Origin of the sequence: Paenibacillus ginsengihumi DSM 21568 (assembly GCF_000380965.1) — a bacterium.
Taxonomy (GTDB): Bacteria; Bacillota; Bacilli; order Paenibacillales; family NBRC-103111; genus Paenibacillus_G; species Paenibacillus_G ginsengihumi.
In genome coordinates this window covers 1-17,362 of the sequence record NZ_KB905613.1, presented here as the reverse complement: position 1 = coordinate 17,362, position 17,362 = coordinate 1, and the positions used below count along the sequence as shown (strand labels likewise).

General features: G+C 59.6%; 11 protein-coding genes. 6 read left to right on the top strand and 5 right to left on the bottom strand.

Translation table 11 applies throughout. From position 1 onward, the window contains the following. Nucleotides 1–15 precede the first annotated feature (15 nt). Nucleotides 16–714, bottom strand: coding sequence for a response regulator transcription factor (locus F591_RS0122650; RefSeq protein ID WP_019536893.1), 699 nt, complete (start codon nucleotides 712–714; stop codon nucleotides 16–18). A 173-nt stretch (nucleotides 715–887) separates the two neighbouring features. Here F591_RS0122650 and F591_RS0122645 point away from each other — a divergent pair, with 173 nt between their 5' ends. After that, on the top strand, nucleotides 888–3,020 hold the full coding sequence (locus tag F591_RS0122645) for a sensor histidine kinase (RefSeq protein ID WP_245581103.1): 2,133 nt from the start codon (nucleotides 888–890) through the stop codon (nucleotides 3,018–3,020). Here F591_RS0122645 and F591_RS0122640 read toward each other — a convergent pair. After that, nucleotides 3,011–3,889 (bottom strand): AraC family transcriptional regulator, encoded by an 879-nt coding sequence (locus F591_RS0122640; protein WP_019536891.1) that lies wholly within the window; start codon nucleotides 3,887–3,889, stop codon nucleotides 3,011–3,013. The genes F591_RS0122645 and F591_RS0122640 overlap by 10 nt on opposite strands. Before the next feature lie 236 nt (nucleotides 3,890–4,125). Here F591_RS0122640 and F591_RS0122635 point away from each other — a divergent pair, with 236 nt between their 5' ends. From F591_RS0122635 to F591_RS0122625, 3 genes are all read left to right on the top strand, one after another. Next, complete coding sequence (locus F591_RS0122635; RefSeq protein WP_019536890.1) at nucleotides 4,126–5,304, top strand: galactokinase; 1,179 nt, start codon at nucleotides 4,126–4,128, stop codon at nucleotides 5,302–5,304. 73 nt (nucleotides 5,305–5,377) lie between these two features. Continuing rightward, nucleotides 5,378–6,364, top strand: a complete 987-nt coding sequence (gene galE / locus F591_RS0122630; RefSeq protein WP_019536889.1) for a UDP-glucose 4-epimerase GalE — start codon at nucleotides 5,378–5,380, stop codon at nucleotides 6,362–6,364. A 47-nt stretch (nucleotides 6,365–6,411) separates the two neighbouring features. Next, entirely contained in the window at nucleotides 6,412–7,992 is a 1,581-nt protein-coding gene (locus F591_RS0122625; protein ID WP_019536888.1) for a UDP-glucose--hexose-1-phosphate uridylyltransferase, read from the top strand. A 206-nt stretch (nucleotides 7,993–8,198) separates the two neighbouring features. Here F591_RS0122625 and F591_RS31705 read toward each other — a convergent pair whose 3' ends face one another. Next, entirely contained in the window at nucleotides 8,199–8,357 is a 159-nt protein-coding gene (locus tag F591_RS31705) for a hypothetical protein (RefSeq protein ID WP_019536887.1), read from the bottom strand. Nucleotides 8,358–9,128: 771 nt separating this feature from the next. Between F591_RS31705 and F591_RS0122615 the strand changes: the two genes are divergently transcribed. Both F591_RS0122615 and F591_RS28785 read left to right on the top strand, forming a co-directional pair. Beyond that, on the top strand, nucleotides 9,129–11,354 hold the full coding sequence (locus tag F591_RS0122615; protein WP_019536886.1) for a methyl-accepting chemotaxis protein: 2,226 nt from the start codon (nucleotides 9,129–9,131) through the stop codon (nucleotides 11,352–11,354). A 221-nt stretch (nucleotides 11,355–11,575) separates the two neighbouring features. Then, a complete protein-coding gene (locus F591_RS28785; protein ID WP_245581104.1) occupies nucleotides 11,576–12,508 on the top strand; it encodes a metallophosphoesterase family protein in 933 nt (310 codons plus the stop codon). A 76-nt stretch (nucleotides 12,509–12,584) separates the two neighbouring features. Here F591_RS28785 and F591_RS0122605 read toward each other — a convergent pair whose 3' ends face one another. Further along, complete coding sequence (locus F591_RS0122605) at nucleotides 12,585–15,578, bottom strand: DEAD/DEAH box helicase (protein WP_083935589.1); 2,994 nt, start codon at nucleotides 15,576–15,578, stop codon at nucleotides 12,585–12,587. Further along, nucleotides 15,566–17,164 carry an SWIM zinc finger family protein gene (locus F591_RS0122600; protein ID WP_019536883.1) on the bottom strand — a complete coding sequence of 533 codons (1,599 nt, stop codon included), beginning with the start codon at nucleotides 17,162–17,164 and terminating at the stop codon, nucleotides 15,566–15,568. The genes F591_RS0122605 and F591_RS0122600 overlap by 13 nt, the downstream gene beginning before the upstream one ends. Between the last annotated feature and the right edge of the window lie 198 nt (nucleotides 17,165–17,362).

Here is a 17,362-nt window from a genome sequence, read left to right as displayed (position 1 = left end):
CTCCGAGGGGCATGATCATCTTGAGATTCCGAATTTGTATCCGATTCCGCGAACGGTCTGAATATACTGCGGCTCTGCCGGGTTCAGCTCGATTTTTTTGCGGAGGTTGCTGATATGCACGAGCAGCGTCCGCGTGTCGCCGTTGCTGTCGACGCCCCAGGTCATGCGGTACAGCTGCTCCAGCGGAATGACCTTGTTCGGCGATTTGGCCAGATGCGTAAGCAGCTCGAATTCCTTGGAGGACAGGGTGACCTGCGTGCCGCCTACGCGCACGACGCGAGACAGAAGGTCGATCTCAAGCCCCGGGAAGCTGAGCTGCTGCGATTCTTCCTTCGATTGCTCCATCAGCTGGCTCCTTCTCAGGTGAGCCTTGACTCTGGCCACCAGTTGGCCGGGACTGAACGGTTTCGTAATGTAATCGTCGCCGCCGATGCTGAAGCCCAGGATGATGTCCATGTCTTCGTTCTTGCAGCTGACGAACAGGATAGGGGTGTTGTATGTTTTACGCAGCTGGCGGCATACCTCGATGCCATCCATTCCCGGCAGCAGGATATCGAGAATGACCAGGCTCGGCTGATGCTCCTCCATCATTCTCAGCGCATCTTGTCCGTTGCTTGTCCAGACGACGTTGTAGCCTTCTTTTTGCAAGTACAAGCTGATCAGTTCGATGATTTCCGCCTCGTCGTCAACTATCAAAATCGTTTCTGCTGGCATGCGCTCTCCCTCCATGTTCCCAAGTAGTGGTATGGATCCTACCCGATCTCTCATTCGACCAATGTTCAAAAGCCGCAGTTGCGATAGGATTATATGTATGTAAAGAGAAAAGGTGAAAGAAAGTGGTGCGGATTTCCAGCTGCTCTTATTATTATAAATGGTGCCTGGTTATTTTGACCACCCTTTTATTCTTCCCATTCCTGGGCGGATGCGGTCACGGTCTGTCCGCTGCGAAGCGGGATTGGAGCCATCAGGCAATAAAAGGCACGCTCGATTTGCGAGGAGTCGATTGGAGCGTCGCCGGGCGGGTCCGGCTGGAGGGGGAGTGGGGCATTTATTGGAACGAGCTGCTGTCGCCTGAAGCGTTGTCGCAGGGGGGAGCCGACGAACGGAAGCAGTGGACGAAGCTGCCTGACGCCTGGAACAAGCTGGAGGTGAACGGCAAGAAAGCGGGGGCCTATGGCCATGCGACATATCGGCTGAAGGTATTGCTTGATGAATCGCCAGGGCACGATATGGCGCTGCACGTTCCTTTTATACGCACGGCTTATTCTCTTTGGGTCAACGGGCGTCTGGTGGCGCAGGCCGGGCAGGTCGGAACGGAGCCGGAGACATCGGTGCCTAAATATCAACCGCAGCTGGTTACGCTCGGGGACAGCGGAGCGGAGCTTGATATCGTCCTCCAGGTATCCAATTACCATCATCGGCTGGGCGGTCCCTGGCAAAGCCTTGAATTCGGAGAAGCTTCCCGGGTCATTGCGCACAAGGATCGCACGGATGGGCTCGGGATGATGCTTGTCGGCAGCATGATCGCTCTGGGGCTGCATCATTTGGGGAAATACGCGCTGCGGCGCAAGGATCGGACCCCGCTGTATTTCGGCTGGTTCTGCCTGTTCGTCGGGGTGCATGCCCTGTTCGTCGGGGACGGACTTATCTATTTATATTGGCCGGAGCTGCCCTGGCGCACTGCGCTGTTCATTGAATATTTGTGCTTTTATCTCGGCTTGCCTGCCGCCGTGCTGTTCGTTCGTTCGCTCTATCCCGGCGAGGTATCGCGCAGATTCGTCCAGACGGTTGCCTGGGGGGGCTTGCTGTTTGTTCTGCTCATGCTGGCGCTGCCGATGCCGCGAATGACGGAGCTGACGGTTATTTATCAGCTGTTTACCATATTTTCAGCCCTTTATTTGCTTTATGGCATCGCTTGTGCGGCCTTGCGCCGCAGGGGCGGAGCGCTCCTTGCCATATTCGGCACCTCGGTTTACGCCGCGACGGTGATCATCGAAGTGCTCTATTACAACCAGATGGTTCGGCTGGGAGGAACGGTGTCTTACGGCCTGCTTATTGTCGTGTTCACCAGCTCCTTTATTTTAAGCGACCGATCGTCCAAAGCGCTCTCGGTGATCGAGAAGCTGTCCAAGCAGATGCGCGAGCTGAATATGGGGCTCGAGAGCAAAATCCGCGAGCGTACCGCCGAGCTTGAGAAGACGAACCGCAGCCTGGAGCGAATGAACGATGAGCTGGCGCGCCTGGAAACGTCCAGACGGCATCTGCTGACCAATATTTCGCACGACCTTGGCACGCCGATGACGCTGATTCAAGGGTATGTCGAAGCGCTGCTGGACGGGGTGGTGACGGAACCGGAGCAGCAAAACAAATATTTGCGCATTATTCACAACCGCATCACAGGGCTGAACCGGCTTATTTCCGACTTGTTCCAGCTCTCCAAGCTGGAGGCGAGGCAGATGGATTTTGAAATTCAGCCGATGCGGACAAAGGACTTCATGCGTTTTTTCAAGGAACGGTACGAGCTTGAGGTATTGAATGAAGGGCTTCGGTTCCAGACGCTGACGACCGAGCTGAGGCCTCAGGGCAGCCCCGAGGGGTGGGTTCGGCTCGATGTCGACCGGATTAACCAGGTATTAACGAATATTATATACAACGCGGTCAGGCATACCCCGCGCGGCGGGCTGATCCAGCTGCACATGATCGTGGACGAGCATTCCCTCGTCGTGCAGGTGCAGGATAACGGGCCGGGCATCGATCCGGAAGATTTGCCGTATATTTTCGACCGGTTCTACAAGAAGGACAAATCCCGCAATACGGCGGGGGGCGGAAGCGGACTGGGGCTGGCGATCGCCAAAGAGATCGTCGATTTTCACGGCGGCCGCATCTGGGCGCAAAGCCGCAAGGGGCAAGGGGCGTGCATCGCGTTCATGCTGCCGCTCGCGGCTCCTCCCGCTCCAAGGGCGGATGCGCCGAATGCATCGAATGCACCGGATGCGCCGGATGCGCCCGATTACGGGTGACGGCGCAAAAACGCGCGGCGGTACTCCGTCGGCGAAGTGCCGTACATGCGCTTGAACTGCTTGGAAAAGTAAAGCGGGTCCTGAATGCCGACGGACGAGGCGATCTGCTCGACGGTCAGCTCCGATCGTTCGCGCAGCAGGTGCCTTGCCCGGTCCAGGCGCAGCCGGGCCAGAAAAGCGACGGGCGTAATGCCGGTATGGCGCTTGAACAGCGTCGACAAGTACGCACGGTTATAGCCCAGCGACTCGGCCATCATCCCGATGCTGAGAGGATCGGCGTACTGCGTCGATAAATACTGGATCGCCCGCTGGACGATCTCCTTCGTGCCGGATGCTTCCGCCGGGGTCCCCGTCTTCTGCAGGGGCTCCAGCGCCTGCGCATATTCCGCGAGCAGCAGCAGCAGACAGCCGCCTGCCTTCAGGTTGGCGGCCGCACCGCGCCCTTGGAACGCCTGCAGCACCTGATGAAACAGCGCGGAAATGCGCTGTCTGCGGCCGGTGCGGACGACCGGGCTTTCGGAGGACAAGCCGACGCTTCGCAGCAGCGGCTCCGCTCGTTCGCCTTGAAAGGCGATCCAGCGGTAGTGCCACGGGTCCTCGACGTCAGCCATATAGTTCACCAGCTGGTCCGGCTCGATCAGGAACGAGTCGCCGGGGCCGAGCTCGTAAGTGTTCCCCAGGCAGCTGTAGGTGCCTTTGCCTGAGAGGACATGGTGCAGCAAATAATAATCGACCACCTTCGGACCCGGCTTATGCCCGGGCTTCGTCTGGCTGATTCCGGCGAACAGCACGGTCAATCCGCCTTCGGAAGCCGGCGACGGATTCGATACGACATAGTAGCTGTATGGCTTGGGCGGCTGAGCGGTCAAGGTCGCCCCCTCCTGTTCGGGAATGTTGTTATTTTCTCTACAAGTATAGCATGAGCACAGCGCGGATTGGCTGCAGAGGCGCCGAGGAGCTAACAAATTTCCATGTGATGCTGATTTCGCTCCATAGTGCCGCTGGACGGAAGAAGCTATACTTGAAGCAGGAAATGATACTGGCGGCCGGGGGGCGGCGGCCGCTTGCAGGGCAATCTATTCATTGACAAAGGCGGTGCTTACTCATGGCAGATATCCAGGCATTGAAGGAACGGTTCATATCGCTGTACGGCGCGGACAGCGCCTTCCCGCTGCGCGTCTTCCACGCTCCGGGCCGGGTGAATCTGATCGGCGAGCATACGGATTACAACGGAGGCTACGTATTTCCGGCGGCGCTGACGTTCGGCACGACGATGCTTGTCCGCGAGCGAAGCGACGGGCAGGTGGGCCTGGCTTCGACCAACTTTCCGCTGCGCAAACAAATTTCCATTTCATCGGTAGCCTTCGATACGGAGGACGGCTGGACCAATTATCCGAAGGGCATTATTCGCGAGCTGCAGCTGCGGGGAGTGAGCGTCCCTGGCTGCGACATTTTATACAGCGGGGCGATACCGAACGGCTCCGGCTTGTCTTCCTCCGCTTCGATTGAGGTCGTGACGGCTTTTGCGCTGCTGACGCTGGCCGGGCAGACTCCCGACAAGATCGAGGTCGCGCTGCTGTCCCAGAAGGCGGAGAACGAGTTCATGGGCGTCCAATGCGGCATTATGGATCAGTTTGCCGTAGCGATGGGCAAGAAGGAGCATGCGATTTTGCTGATGTGCGATACGCTCGAGTATAAGCATGTGCCGTTCCGGAGCGGCGAATATCGGTTGGTCATCGGCAATACGAACAAGCAGCGCGGGCTGGTCGATTCCAAGTACAACGAGCGCCGCGCGCAGTGCGAGCAGGCGGTGTCCGATCTTCGTGCCAAGTTCCCCGAGCTGCGGCTGCTCGGCCAGCTGACGCGGGATCAGTTCAACGGGGCGAAGCATGCGATCGCTGACGACACGGTGCGCCGCCGGGCGCAGCATGTGGTGGAAGAGATCGACCGCGTCCTGCAATCGATGAAGGTGCTGGAGCAGGGCGATCTGGCCGCGTTCGGGCAGCTGATGAACGGCTCTCACGATTCGCTGCGCGATCTGTACGAGGTGACCGGCGTCGAGCTCGATACGATGGTTGACGCAGCTCGCCGCGTGCCGGGCGTGCTCGGCTCCCGCATGACCGGGGCCGGCTTCGGCGGCTGCACGGTATCGCTGGTGCACCGGGACGCCGTGGAGCGGTTTATCGACGAAGTGGGGCGCGTCTACCGCGCGAAGACCGGGCTGACCGCGGATTTTTATGTGTGCGATATCGGGGACGGGGTGCAGGAGCTGACGACGGCATAGCGCCAAGGCGCGGATGGCTATCCGGCTATTTCGGGCCTGACCCGGCAATACGACAATGAGGGAGAGATGAGCAATGGCTATTCTGGTTACGGGAGGAGCCGGTTACATCGGCTCGCATACGGTGGCAGAGCTGCTCGCTAAGAGCGAAGAGGTGATCGTTGTCGACAACCTGCAGCAAGGACATCGCGAAGCGCTGCTGGGTGGCAAGCTGTATGTCGGCGATATCCGCGACAAAGATTTTCTGGATACGGTATTTAAGGAGAATCCGATCGAAGCGGTCATCCATTTCGCGGCCAATTCGCTGGTCGGGGAAAGCATGCAGAATCCGGGAAAATATTATCACAACAATGTGTACGGAACGCTCTGCCTGCTGGAGAAGATGAACGAATACGGCGTGAACAAAATCGTCTTTTCCTCCACGGCCGCAACATATGGCGAGCCGGAGAACGTGCCGATCGTCGAATCGGACCGGACGCTGCCGACGAACGCTTACGGCGAAACGAAGCTGGCCATGGAGAAAATGATGCGCTGGTTCGATACGGCCCACGGCATCAAATATGTATCGCTGCGCTATTTCAACGCGGCAGGCGCTCACGAGAGCGGCGACATCGGCGAGGATCATTCGCCGGAGACGCATCTGGTGCCGATCATTTTGCAGGTGGCGCTTGGCCAGCGGCCGCACATCTCGATCTTCGGCGACGATTATGCGACTCCCGACGGCACCTGCATCCGCGACTATATTCATGTGACGGATCTGGCTGACGCGCACATTCTCGCGGTGGAGAAGCTGCGCGCCGGGGGCGAGAGCGGCGTGTACAATTTGGGCAACGGCAAGGGCTTCTCCGTCAAGGAGGTCGTCGAGATTGCGCGCCGGGTAACCGGCCATGCGATTCCGGCGGTTACGGAAGCCCGCCGCGCCGGCGATCCGGCCGTGCTGGTCGCCTCCAGCGAGCGGGCGCGCACGGAGCTTGGCTGGAAGCCAAGCCGCGACAGCCTGGAGAGCATCATCGCTTCCGCATGGCAGTGGCATAAGAATCACCCGAACGGGTATCAGCGGTAATTGCCCGCCTGCCTGCCGAAATTTTGATAGGAGGGAGCGCGAGGGACATGACGACTCGCGAACATGCGGAGAGCGGCGGCCGCGCCGCCTATTTGGTCGAACGGCTGCTGCAGTTCGGCCTCGGCAAGGGGCTGCTGGAGCCGCTGGACATCTATGAGGCGCGCAACGCTCTCCTCGATCTGCTCGGCATTCCCGAGCCTTACGGCACCGAGTTGAACGAACCGGCGGCGGAGACCGCCCAGGAGGTGCTGGAGCCGCTGTTGGATGAGGCCGAAGCGGCAGGGCTGCTGGCGGCAAACAACACGACGCTGCGCGATTTGCTCGACGCCAAAATGATGGGCTGCCTGATGCCGAGGCAGTCGGAGGTGGCGCGGCGCTTCTGGGCCGCGGCCAAGAGCGGGCCGGTCGAGCGGGCGACGGACGACTTTTACAAGCTCTGCATCGATTCGAATTACATTCGCATGGATCGCATCCGGAAAAACAGGTATTGGTTGGCGTCGACGGAATACGGCGATCTCGAGATTACGATCAATCTGTCGAAGCCGGAGAAGGACCCGAAGGAAATCGCCATGCTGAAAAATGCGCCGCAGAGCCATTATCCGAAATGCCTGCTATGCGTCGAGAATGTCGGCTATGCGGGAAGGGTGAACCATCCGGCCAGGCAAAATTTGCGCGTCATTCCTGTGGAGCTGGCCGGCGAACCGTGGTTTTTCCAATATTCCCCATATGTCTATTACAATGAGCATTGCATCGTGTTCGACCGGGAACACCGGCCGATGACGATATCGACGCGGACGTTCGAGAGACTGTTGGACTTCATCGACGCTTTTCCTCATTATTTTATCGGCTCGAACGCCGATCTGCCGATCGTGGGCGGTTCCATCCTGAACCACGAGCATTTTCAGGGCGGGCGGCACCGGTTCGCCATGGAGAAGGCGCCGGTCGAGCGCAGCTTTCGCCATCCGGACTTTCCCGGGGTGAAGGCGGGGATCGTGCGCTGGCCGATGTCGGTCATCCGGCTGTCCGGCGGCGACCGCGGACGGCTCCTGAAGCTGGCCGCAACGATTCTGGAGCGGTGGAGGGCATACAGCGATCCCGATCGGGACATCGCCGCTTATACGGACAAGGACGGCGAGCTCGTGCCGCACAACACGGTGACCCCGATCGCCCGCTTTAACGCGGCCGGGGAGTACGAGCTGGATCTTGTGCTGCGCAACAACCGGACGAGCGACGAGCATCCGGACGGCATCTTCCATCCGCACAAGGAGCTGCATCATATCAAGAAGGAAAATATCGGCCTGATCGAGGTGATGGGGCTGGCGGTGCTTCCCGGCCGGCTCAAGGACGAGCTGGATGCGCTGGCCGGGGTGCTGACGGGCGCGCTGTCTTTGGACGATCCGGAACTGTCAAGCGAGAGTGGTCCGCTGCATCGGCATGCGGCCTGGATCGCCGGACTGGCCGAGCGTTACGGCACGTCGCTGTCCGCGGACGAAGCGGACAGCGTGCTTCGCGCGGAGACGGGGCGGAAATTCGCCGATGTGCTGAAGGATGCCGGCGTGTACAAGCGGGATGAGCATGGACGCCAAGGCTTCGGGCAATTTATGGCGCATATTGGATTTACGGAGTAAGCCGTTGCGATCGCCTGACGCACGGACGGGAGCCGATAAGAATACGAATCGATTTCATCGAGATAAGCATGAAAAAAATTCAGTCTTATGTTGGCGGTACGTTGATTTTTGAGTATCCCGCCAAACGCATCGATCTTATTTAAAGGCGCCGCAAGGCGCCTTTCTTATACAGACTAAAGCGTGAAGGTACCCTTTTTAAAGCTGTATCACGCTTGCCCCCTGGACCCATAAGCCGGAGCGAGAAGGAAGCCCTTCGGCTGGACAGGAACGTCCAAGAGCGTGACGATCGTCTTGCCGGTGATCTGCGCTTCCATGACGGCGTGCGACCTAACCGTATCCAGCCCCCAGGCAGACCTCAGGACCATCCGTATCTAGCCCAGCCTAACCCCCCAAGCAAAATAAGAATGAAAAAATGACCTTAGACCTTATTTATCCCGAAACAGCCCATTGAGCTTGAATAAGATTGAAAAACGACCTTATTCGAGCTGGTGACTCCGGAAACGGGGGAGCGATTTTACCGAGATAAGAACGAAATTCAGTCTTATTTTGGTGCTTCGCTGATTTTTCCCAGGGATAAGATCGAGTTTCGTGCTTATTCAAGCGTTTCCTCCATCGGAGGTGGCGGTGCCGCCAGTGGGCCCGGCAGATAGTGAGCCTCCGCGGGCGCGCAGGAAGGAGAGCGGCTGAGCCCTCTCTCAAGGCAGGCAGTATCGGAGATCCGGAAGTGCCACCGCAATTTTCCCACATTTCCCGGGCTTGGGCTTGCGACTGTATCAGCAAGATTGCGGAGGAGAGAGGTACCCGGAGTATTACAAGGGGGTATATGGATAGGAATACGGCCCAAAGACCGGTTAGGGAAAAATGAAGTCTTGGCGGACTCCAAGCAATGCACGGGAACGTCAATCGACGATTTTTCTTATTTTCTCATGAAGGGAAAGTCTGGTTTTTCTTGTGACGTATAATGTAAGGTTTAGTTAAGGGAATTCGATAGTCAGGCAAAAAGGTCTGTACATCCTCGGTTTGTAGTTCGAAAGACCAAAATTTTATGATAAAATTCCTATTTATATATAACCAAAGTCTCATATGCTATGTTATTATATTTGACAAAAGATAGATTAATAGGGGAGGGGAATGCCATGTTTGGTTGGTTGGGATGGAAAAAAGGGCTGCCGCTTTGGTGGTCGTACCGGCTGAATCGGGATTTGAAGGAGGATACCCGGCACATCTTCGAGGGAATCGCGGAGACGAGAATGGAGCTGCTGCGCAGCTGGACAGAGGAATATTGGGGGCACCTGGACCGGCTCGTCAGTCAATTGGCTTCGGTTCAAGGCGGAGCGATCGTTCCGGAGGAGCGGGATGACGCCGAGTGGAAGCGGCTGTTTGAAGCAGCCCGAAGGAGAGCGGCGGATTTCTCCGAGCTGTTCGTACTCGATAGCGGCGAGCGGGTTGTTTTTACGACCTATCCGAAGCATCTCGGAGCTTCGTATGCCTCGGAAAGCGTCCTGTCGAAGGGGCTTCGGTATGTCAAGGAAGGCCAGGCGGGCCGAAGGTGCTTGTACGGCCCTTATGCCGACCCGCTGACACTTGAGATCGGGCCGAGCACCTCGTCTTTTCACGACGAAATGACGCTTCTGTTCATTGTTCCTTTGGAGCGGGAGGGCCGCTGCGTCGGCGCACTCTGCGGGCGCGTCCCGAACGACGTGATCGGCGACCTCATTCAGCGGGAATCCGGCCATGTCTACCCGGATTCCGGGGACAACTATCTCTTTATGGCCAAGCCGGGCGTTCAAACGCATATCGCCCCGGGCACCGCCTTGTCGCGGAGCCGGTTCGAGGACCGAACGTTTACGCATGGCGAAAATTTGAAGGACGGCGTCACGACCGATTGGGGCCCGGTCAAGGTGAACAATCATACGGAGCTGGAGCTGGTGTTTACCGATCCGGCTACAGGACAGCTTCATCCCGGCGTAGCGAATACGATCAAAAACGGCAGTAATTTGTTTGTGGAGTTTCCCGGCTATTCCGATTATCGGCATATTCCCGTCATCGGCAAGGGGGTGACGTTTCAGCTGCCGCATTGTCCGGACGTATGGGGCATGATGTGCGAAGGAGACCTCGAGGAGGTATACCGCATCCGGGGAATCGGGTGGAAGCTCGCCCGGCTTCACATTGTCCAAGCCTTCGGCCTCGGGCTATTCGCTTTCGCTTCCGTGCTGGCGCTGGCGGGCCTGGGAGAGCTGCCGCCCCTGCTCACGGCCGTTCTTGTCGGCTTGATCAACCTGATGTTCGGCCTCTTCGCGGCATGGCTGCTGCATGCTAAAGGAACAGCACCCGTCGTCGGCCACCTTCGCCGCATACACCGCTTCATTCGCTTGAACGCGGAGGGCAAGGGTGATTTGACTCTGCGTCTCGACACCGCCAAGTTTGACGGAGACGAGCTGCGCGAGCTGGCCAAATGGCTGAACAACATGATCGATTCGCTCGAAGGCGTCATGCTGCAGGTGAAGCAGGCGGCCAGCGATGTGATGGATCATCAGCGGCAGCTGACGGCATCAATGGAGACGACGGCGCAATCGACCGAACGGGTAAGCGATCACATCGGCGGCATGATCCGCAGCATCCGCAGCCAATTGAAGGATTTGGATCTGGCCAAGGACACCGTTTCCGATATGAGGACGACGCTTCGGGAGCTGGAAGAGCGGGCCGCCGGGCAAATAGCCCTCGCGCAGACTGAAGTGGACAAAATCGGCGGCAAAATGAACCAGATCGCGGAGAAAGTGGCGGATACGAACCTCACGATCGGCAAGTTCGTCGAGACGACTCGCCGGATCAAGGATGTGCTCGAAGTCATCGAGCAAATCTCGTCGCAAACCAATCTGCTCGCGCTAAACGCTTCCATCGAGGCGGCGCGGGTCGGCGAGCACGGCCGCGGCTTCGCCGTTGTCGCCGGGGAAATCCGCAAGCTGGCCGAACTGACCCGCCGTTCGACCGAAGAGATTCATGAAACCGTCGAGCAAATTTACCTAGGCGCGCAGGAAGCGAACGCGTCGATGGACGAAGGAACCCGGGTAGTGGAGGAAGGCTCCCGGCTTGCGGCCGCCGCATCGGATCTGCTGAGCGATGCTGGCAAAGGGGATTCCCAGAAATTGCGAGTCGTGGAGGAAGTCGTCGAGCTGATGGCCAAAATTGCCGAGGTCAGCGTCGGCAACCGCCGCATCTCCAGTGAGGTGGAGAGCAAGGTGCAGCAGCTGAAAACGGATTATGTGCACGCCCGGCAAGCGTCGCAGCACGTGGAAGCGATTAACGAATTTCTCAGGCAGCTGATCGGACAGTTCCGCTTGACCGAGGCCCGGCGGAGGTAATGGCAGACTCGGACGATAAACTGGCACGGGCTCACTCCAAGAGGGTCCGCGGTTAAGGGGCGCAGTCAATAAGCATTTGCGGCATAGCCGTTCCCGGCGTCGGCCATATTAAGCAGTAAAATCGATGCCGGGAAAGGGTGGAACTGCCAATGTCTCTTCGCCGCAGAATGTCCCGTTCGGATGATAGGAGGCGGATCCGATGGAAACGCCTATGCTTGCCGGTGGCCGTTGCCGTGCTGCTCGCCGCCAGTCCGCGAACGGCTTCGCCGGATATCAAGGTCTCCGCTCCGGAGCGGCCGACGCTCACCTTTGCCGTTATTAGCGACATTCACGTACAAAGCTGGAACCGCGCTGCCATCCGCAAATTTGAAGCGGCTTTAAGCGACCTGAGTAAGGCGGCCCCGCAAGCGCAGGTCCTGGTGCTGAACGGAGATTTGGGCGACGGGCATCCGGACGACTACAGGACGCTGCAGTCGCTGCTGGCGGCGAGGCCGCATCCTCCGAACGTATTTTGCACGATCGGCAATCATGAATTTTACATGGCTTGGCATAACGTCCGCAGACAATGGAGCGATGAGTCTTTCCCCAACGGGGAGACGGAGGCCGCCTCGATTCGCCGTTTTTTGCAGTTCGTACGGGAGCCGCGGGTATATTACCGGAAAGAAGTGGCGGGCTATCCGTTTATTTTTTTGGGCATGGAGCGTTACCGCCAATCAGACCCGTCTTTGCATGAGGATGCCTATTTAAGCCCGGAGCAGCTGCGCTGGCTGGGCAAGACGCTCGCCGGCGCTGCTCGAAGCGGCCGAAGGCCGATGTTCGTGTTCTTGCATCAGCCGCTGCCGGGGCCCTCGTCGACAGAACGGGGCGTTGTGCCTGCCGACGCGTTGAAGACGGAATTAGCTTCGGCCCCGGGCGTGATCCTGTTTACCGGCCACACGCACAGGGAGCTTAGGTTGGGAGCGTCTGAAACGGGGCGGCCGGAGAGCTTGGGCTTTGCCGCGTTCAACAGCTCGTCCGCAGCGTCGCCCTGGCCGGGCAGCGGCAAGAGCGAGGGATTGATCGTGGAAGTATATCCCTCCGAGGTGGTGGTGAAAGGGCGCGATTTTGCCCGCCGCCGCTGGATTCCGGAGGCCCGTTATTCGGTCAAGTATTAGCTTGCAGAACAAGGGCTGTTCCCGTGGGTCGCGTTATTGTCCCAGGGAACAGCCCTTGTTTGATGGTTCGCTCCGGTCAGGATTCCACCCAATCGCCGCGCAGGGCGAACAGTTCCTTGAGGTCGTCGGTGGACAGCTCGGTAATCCACTGCTCGCCGGTTCCGACGATTTGCTGGCTTAGGCCGAGCTTCTTGTCGATCATTTCGTCGATGCGCTCCTCGAGCGTGCCGAGGGTCACGAATTTATGCACCTGGACGTGCCGCTTCTGCCCGATGCGGAACGCCCGGTCGGTCGCCTGCTTCTCGACGGCGGGATTCCACCAGCGGTCGAAATGAAAGACGTGGTTCGCCGCCGTTAAGTTGAGCCCGGTGCCGCCGGCCTTGAGCGACAGCAGGAAGACGCCGGACGTCTCCTCCGGGGCGAGCGACTCGTCCTGAAACTGCTCGATCATCAGATCTCTGGCCGCTCGCGGGGTGCCTCCATGGAGGAAGGGCACCGGCCGGCCGAGCTCTTCCTCGAGCGCAAGCTGGAGCAGATGACCGGTATCTACGAACTGCGTGAAAATGAGGCACCGGTCCCCTTCCAGGCGCAGCTCGTGAACCATCTCGATGAGCCGTTCCACCTTGTTGGAACGGCCGCGCCAATCGTCCCGGAAAGGCTGCTTGGCAAGCAGCGCGGGGTGATTGCATATTTGCTTCAGCTTGGTCAGCGACGCCAAAATCATGCCGCGGCGCTCCATCGCCGACAACCGGTCGAGCTGCTCGAACAGGCCGCGGATATGGTTGTCGTATAGCGAAGCCTGCTCGGCCGTGAGGGACACGTACGTCTTGTATTCGTGCTTGTCCGGGAGATCGAGTTGAATGCTCGGGTCCTTCTTGACCCGACGGAGCAGGAACGGCCGGATCAGCCGCTGCACCTTGGCGATCAGCTCGCTGTCGGAGGTGCGCTCGATCGCCTGTACATAGCGGTGCGTGAAATCGGACAGCGTGCCCAAATAGCCGGGATTCAGGAAGTCGAAGATCGACCAGAGCTCGGTCAACCGGTTCTCGATCGGCGTGCCGGTCAAGGCGATTCGGTGGCTGCCATTCAGCTTGCGAATGGAGGAAGCCTGCTTCGTGTAGGCGTTCTTAATGTTTTGCGCTTCGTCCAGACAGATCGCATCCCACTCGGTCGATACCAGCTCCGCTTCGTCCAGGTGGGACAAGGTGTAGGTTGTCAGCACCAGATCGCAGCCGCGCACTGCTTCCGCAAAAGCGGCGCCTTTGGCCCGGTGCGGGCCGTAGTGCAGATGCACGCGCAGATCGGGAGCGAACCTGGCCAGCTCCTTCTGCCAGTTGCCGAGCACCGAGGTCGGGCAGATCAAGAGAGACGGCGGGGCCTTCGCCGGCTCCTTGTCGGCTGCCGCCGCGCTGTCTGCGCCATCTGCGCCGTCTGCGCCGGCAAGCCGCTGCTCCCGCACGAGCAGCAAATACGTAATCGTCTGAATCGTCTTGCCGAGGCCCATATCGTCCGCCAGGCACGCCCCAAGGCCGAATTGGCGCAGAAAGATCAGCCACGAGACGCCTTCCAGCTGATATGGCCGGAGCGTTCCCCGGAAGGAAGGAGGGACGCTTGCCTGAGGCGGCCGTTTCGCATGGTTGAGCAGGGCCGTCAGCTCCTCCAGCTGTTCGTTCAGCTCCACCTCGATCGGCAGCGTGCGGCGAAACTGCAGTTCCTCCTCCCCTTCGGAAGAGCCGAGCAAATGCAGCCCCAGCACATCGCGGAACGAGAGGCCTTGCTGCTTGTTGATCTTGTTCATCGCCTGCTCGATCTGCAGCAGATGCTCGGGGTCGAGCTGAACCCACTGGCCGCGAATTTGCACGAGGCGGCGGTTCTGCTCCAGCAGCTCCCGGTATTCCGCCTCGGTCAGCTCGAATTCGCCGATCGCGATCTTCCAGTCGAAGCGCATGAGCTGATCGAGTCCGAGCAGCGGCTGCGGGGCGGTGCCGACCGACGACTTGATCTTGGCCTTGAGCCGGGGCCGCCATTTGCGGATACGCTCCCACCAGGCCGGCAAAATGACCGAGCTGCCGGCTTCCATCAGCTTCAGGCTGCCCTGCGTCAGCAAGGTCCACGCCTCGTCCGCGGACAGCTCGCGGCGCAGCGAGCCTGCTTCGCCGCCGAGCCACGGCAGGATGCGCTGCCACTTGGCGGCGTCGCGGGCGGCGCGGCCGAGATCGGCGCGCCAGGCGGCGGGCAGGCCGCCGCTGCCGTCCGCCGCCGCTGCACCGTCCGCCGAGCCATCCGCCGAACCGCTCGGCGCAGCGGCGGCGCTATCGCTAGCGCCAGCGGTTAGAGCGGCCGGCTCCAGCTCGAACATCAGCTCGCGGTCCGCGCGGTCCTGCAGCACGATGCGCAAGGGCCAGGGTCCGTCCGGCACGGCCGGCTCCTCCAGCTTCAGGCATGTGCGAAACGGCGTCCTGTCCGACTGCCAGCCGATGGAGACGAGCCAGTCCTCCTCATCCATCCACACGTCCGCGGCGCTGCTGCGGCCAAGCAGCGGCAGCGATCGCTCGAGCCGCCGGAGATGTTCCCGCATGACCCCGTCTTCCTCAATCCACGCCGGGATAAGCGCTTCAAGCCACGGCTTTGCCACGGCGGAGGCGGCCCAGGCGGCGGCCTCCTCGGGCAGCTGCAGCTTCCAGCCGAGCGTCCCGGCCTTCCATTGCGCGAAGTCCGGCATGAAGCGGCCGCCGGTCAGCGCCTGCTGCACATGCGGCGCGAGGCGGATCAGCTCGGTCAGCTCGCGGCTGTATTCCAGCCGCTGATGCGAAACCGCATACGCCCTCGCTTCAGTGAAATAGTTCAGCGCCTCGAGCGGGCGCAGCAGCAGGCCGCCGAGCTGGTTCCATTCCGCCTCCTCGATGAACGTGCCGTAGAAGGAAGCTTCGTGCCAGGCGAACAGCCAATCCTTCAACTGCTTTGCGTCGAGCGCGCCGCTCTGGCCGCGGATTCCCCACAGAAACAATCCGCTCTGCGGCATCCATCGAACGTGAACCTTCAATGCGTTGATGTCGATCATGGAATCCATTTTCCTTTCCTCAGCTCTTCCTGCAGAGCGCGCAGCCGGGAATGCTTCAGGGCGAGCCGGTGAATATATTCCTCCCAGGCATCGGTCTTGCCGAGCTTTTGGTACAAGGAATGCAGCTTCTTGAGCAGGCGCATGGCCGTTTTGTAGGCAGCGCGGTTCTTCTCGGCAATGCTCCGCTCCACCGCCTGATGGTACACGGGCAGCAGCAGGGCGGGATCGTGCTTCTCCACGGCCTTCACGTCAAGCGCATACAGCTCGAGCGGGGAGACGCGTCCCGACAGCTGCAGGTCGACCCAGGCGCGGTAACGGTGAGCTTTGAGCAAATAGGCGGTATAAAAAGAATACGTCCGCGGCAGCATAGCTTTCATCACCTCGACCCATTCAGTATCGTCCCGCTGATGCGGAACCGCCTCCGCCCAATACTGGCAAAACTGCCGCAGCTCCTCCTGATGGGCGCGCTGTACGGCGGGCAGCAGCCATCTCAGCCATGCCAGCATGCGATCCCATTGTCCGGTCTGGTAGCAGCGGTGCAAATACTGAAAGAAATCCCGGGATTCCCGCTTGTGCAGTCCATCCAGAATGCGGCGCGCCTCGTCGTCATCGCCGCGCATGACCGCAAAATGCGCGGAAGCCGCCAGCAGAGCGTCCCTGCGGCGCGGCGGCACATCGCTCTGCTTCAGCAGCTGCGCCAGACGCTCCTTCTCCTTGTTCAACCAGTCGGAGTAAGCGCCCATTCGTCCCCATACGCTGCGGTATACGTTGAGCCAGGCGATCGGCGTCTCCGCTCCGGACAGCGCCATGTCGGAGATCATGCCGAGAGTCTCCTTCCAGTAAGCCGGATGATTCGCAGCCAGTTCGTCAACATCCAGCTCGGCCAGCATGGCGAGGAAGTCGTCCAGACATTGCCGGCCCGTCGTGCGCGCGCCGGTCTCGATAAAATAGGACATGTAAGATGTCTTCGATTCCTCGTAGAAATGTCCGATCTTCCGCAAAACGAACAGCAGCACGTGCAGTCCGTACAGTTCTTTGAGCGGCGGCGCCCAGTCTTTGGCGACCGGCAGCAGCGTGTTTTTCGCGGCGCTGTAGAACATCTCGACCGAATGCTGCTGCGACATCGAGAAACCGTAGAACTGCTGGTCGAAATATTTTTGCCACATGGATGGCGGAGCAAGAGCCGACGGGGGATCGAGCCGGTCGCTTTTCTTCTCGCTCCTGATTGCCGTCGCCCGCGATTCCCGCTGGCGCTGCTTGATCAGCATCGCCTGCTTGAGCTTCAGAAGCATGAGCTCCGGTCTGCTGAACGAAGCGTACAAAGAGAACAGCAGCGCAGCGATATGCTCGCAGGGCTCCTCGTCGCGGCAACTGCATTCGCTGCGCTCGATGCGGTCCAGCTGCAGGATGACCTCGGCTAAGCGGGTATCGCGAACGAGAGCATGGACCTCGACGCCATGCCGCAGCTCGATGCCGGCCAGCCGGCCTTTATGGTAATGATCCCAGCCTCGTTCGAGCCGCTCCGGGTCCGACGAGTCGCGAAACCATTCGATCAGTGCGTTCATGCGATTTTTCGGGATTTGCAGTTTCAGCATGGGTTCCTCAGCCGCCCTCCGACCCCATTAGTTTATCTTGAAAATAGCGCTTGGTGCACGGCTCATTTTCACCATCTGATGGTGCTGCGCAAGCCGCATGGGCGTCTATCTTGAAAATTTGGCGGTATACGCCGACAAAATTTCAATACCGCAGGTGACGACCGATGACGACAGGAAGCACTCGTCATAGGCGTCTAT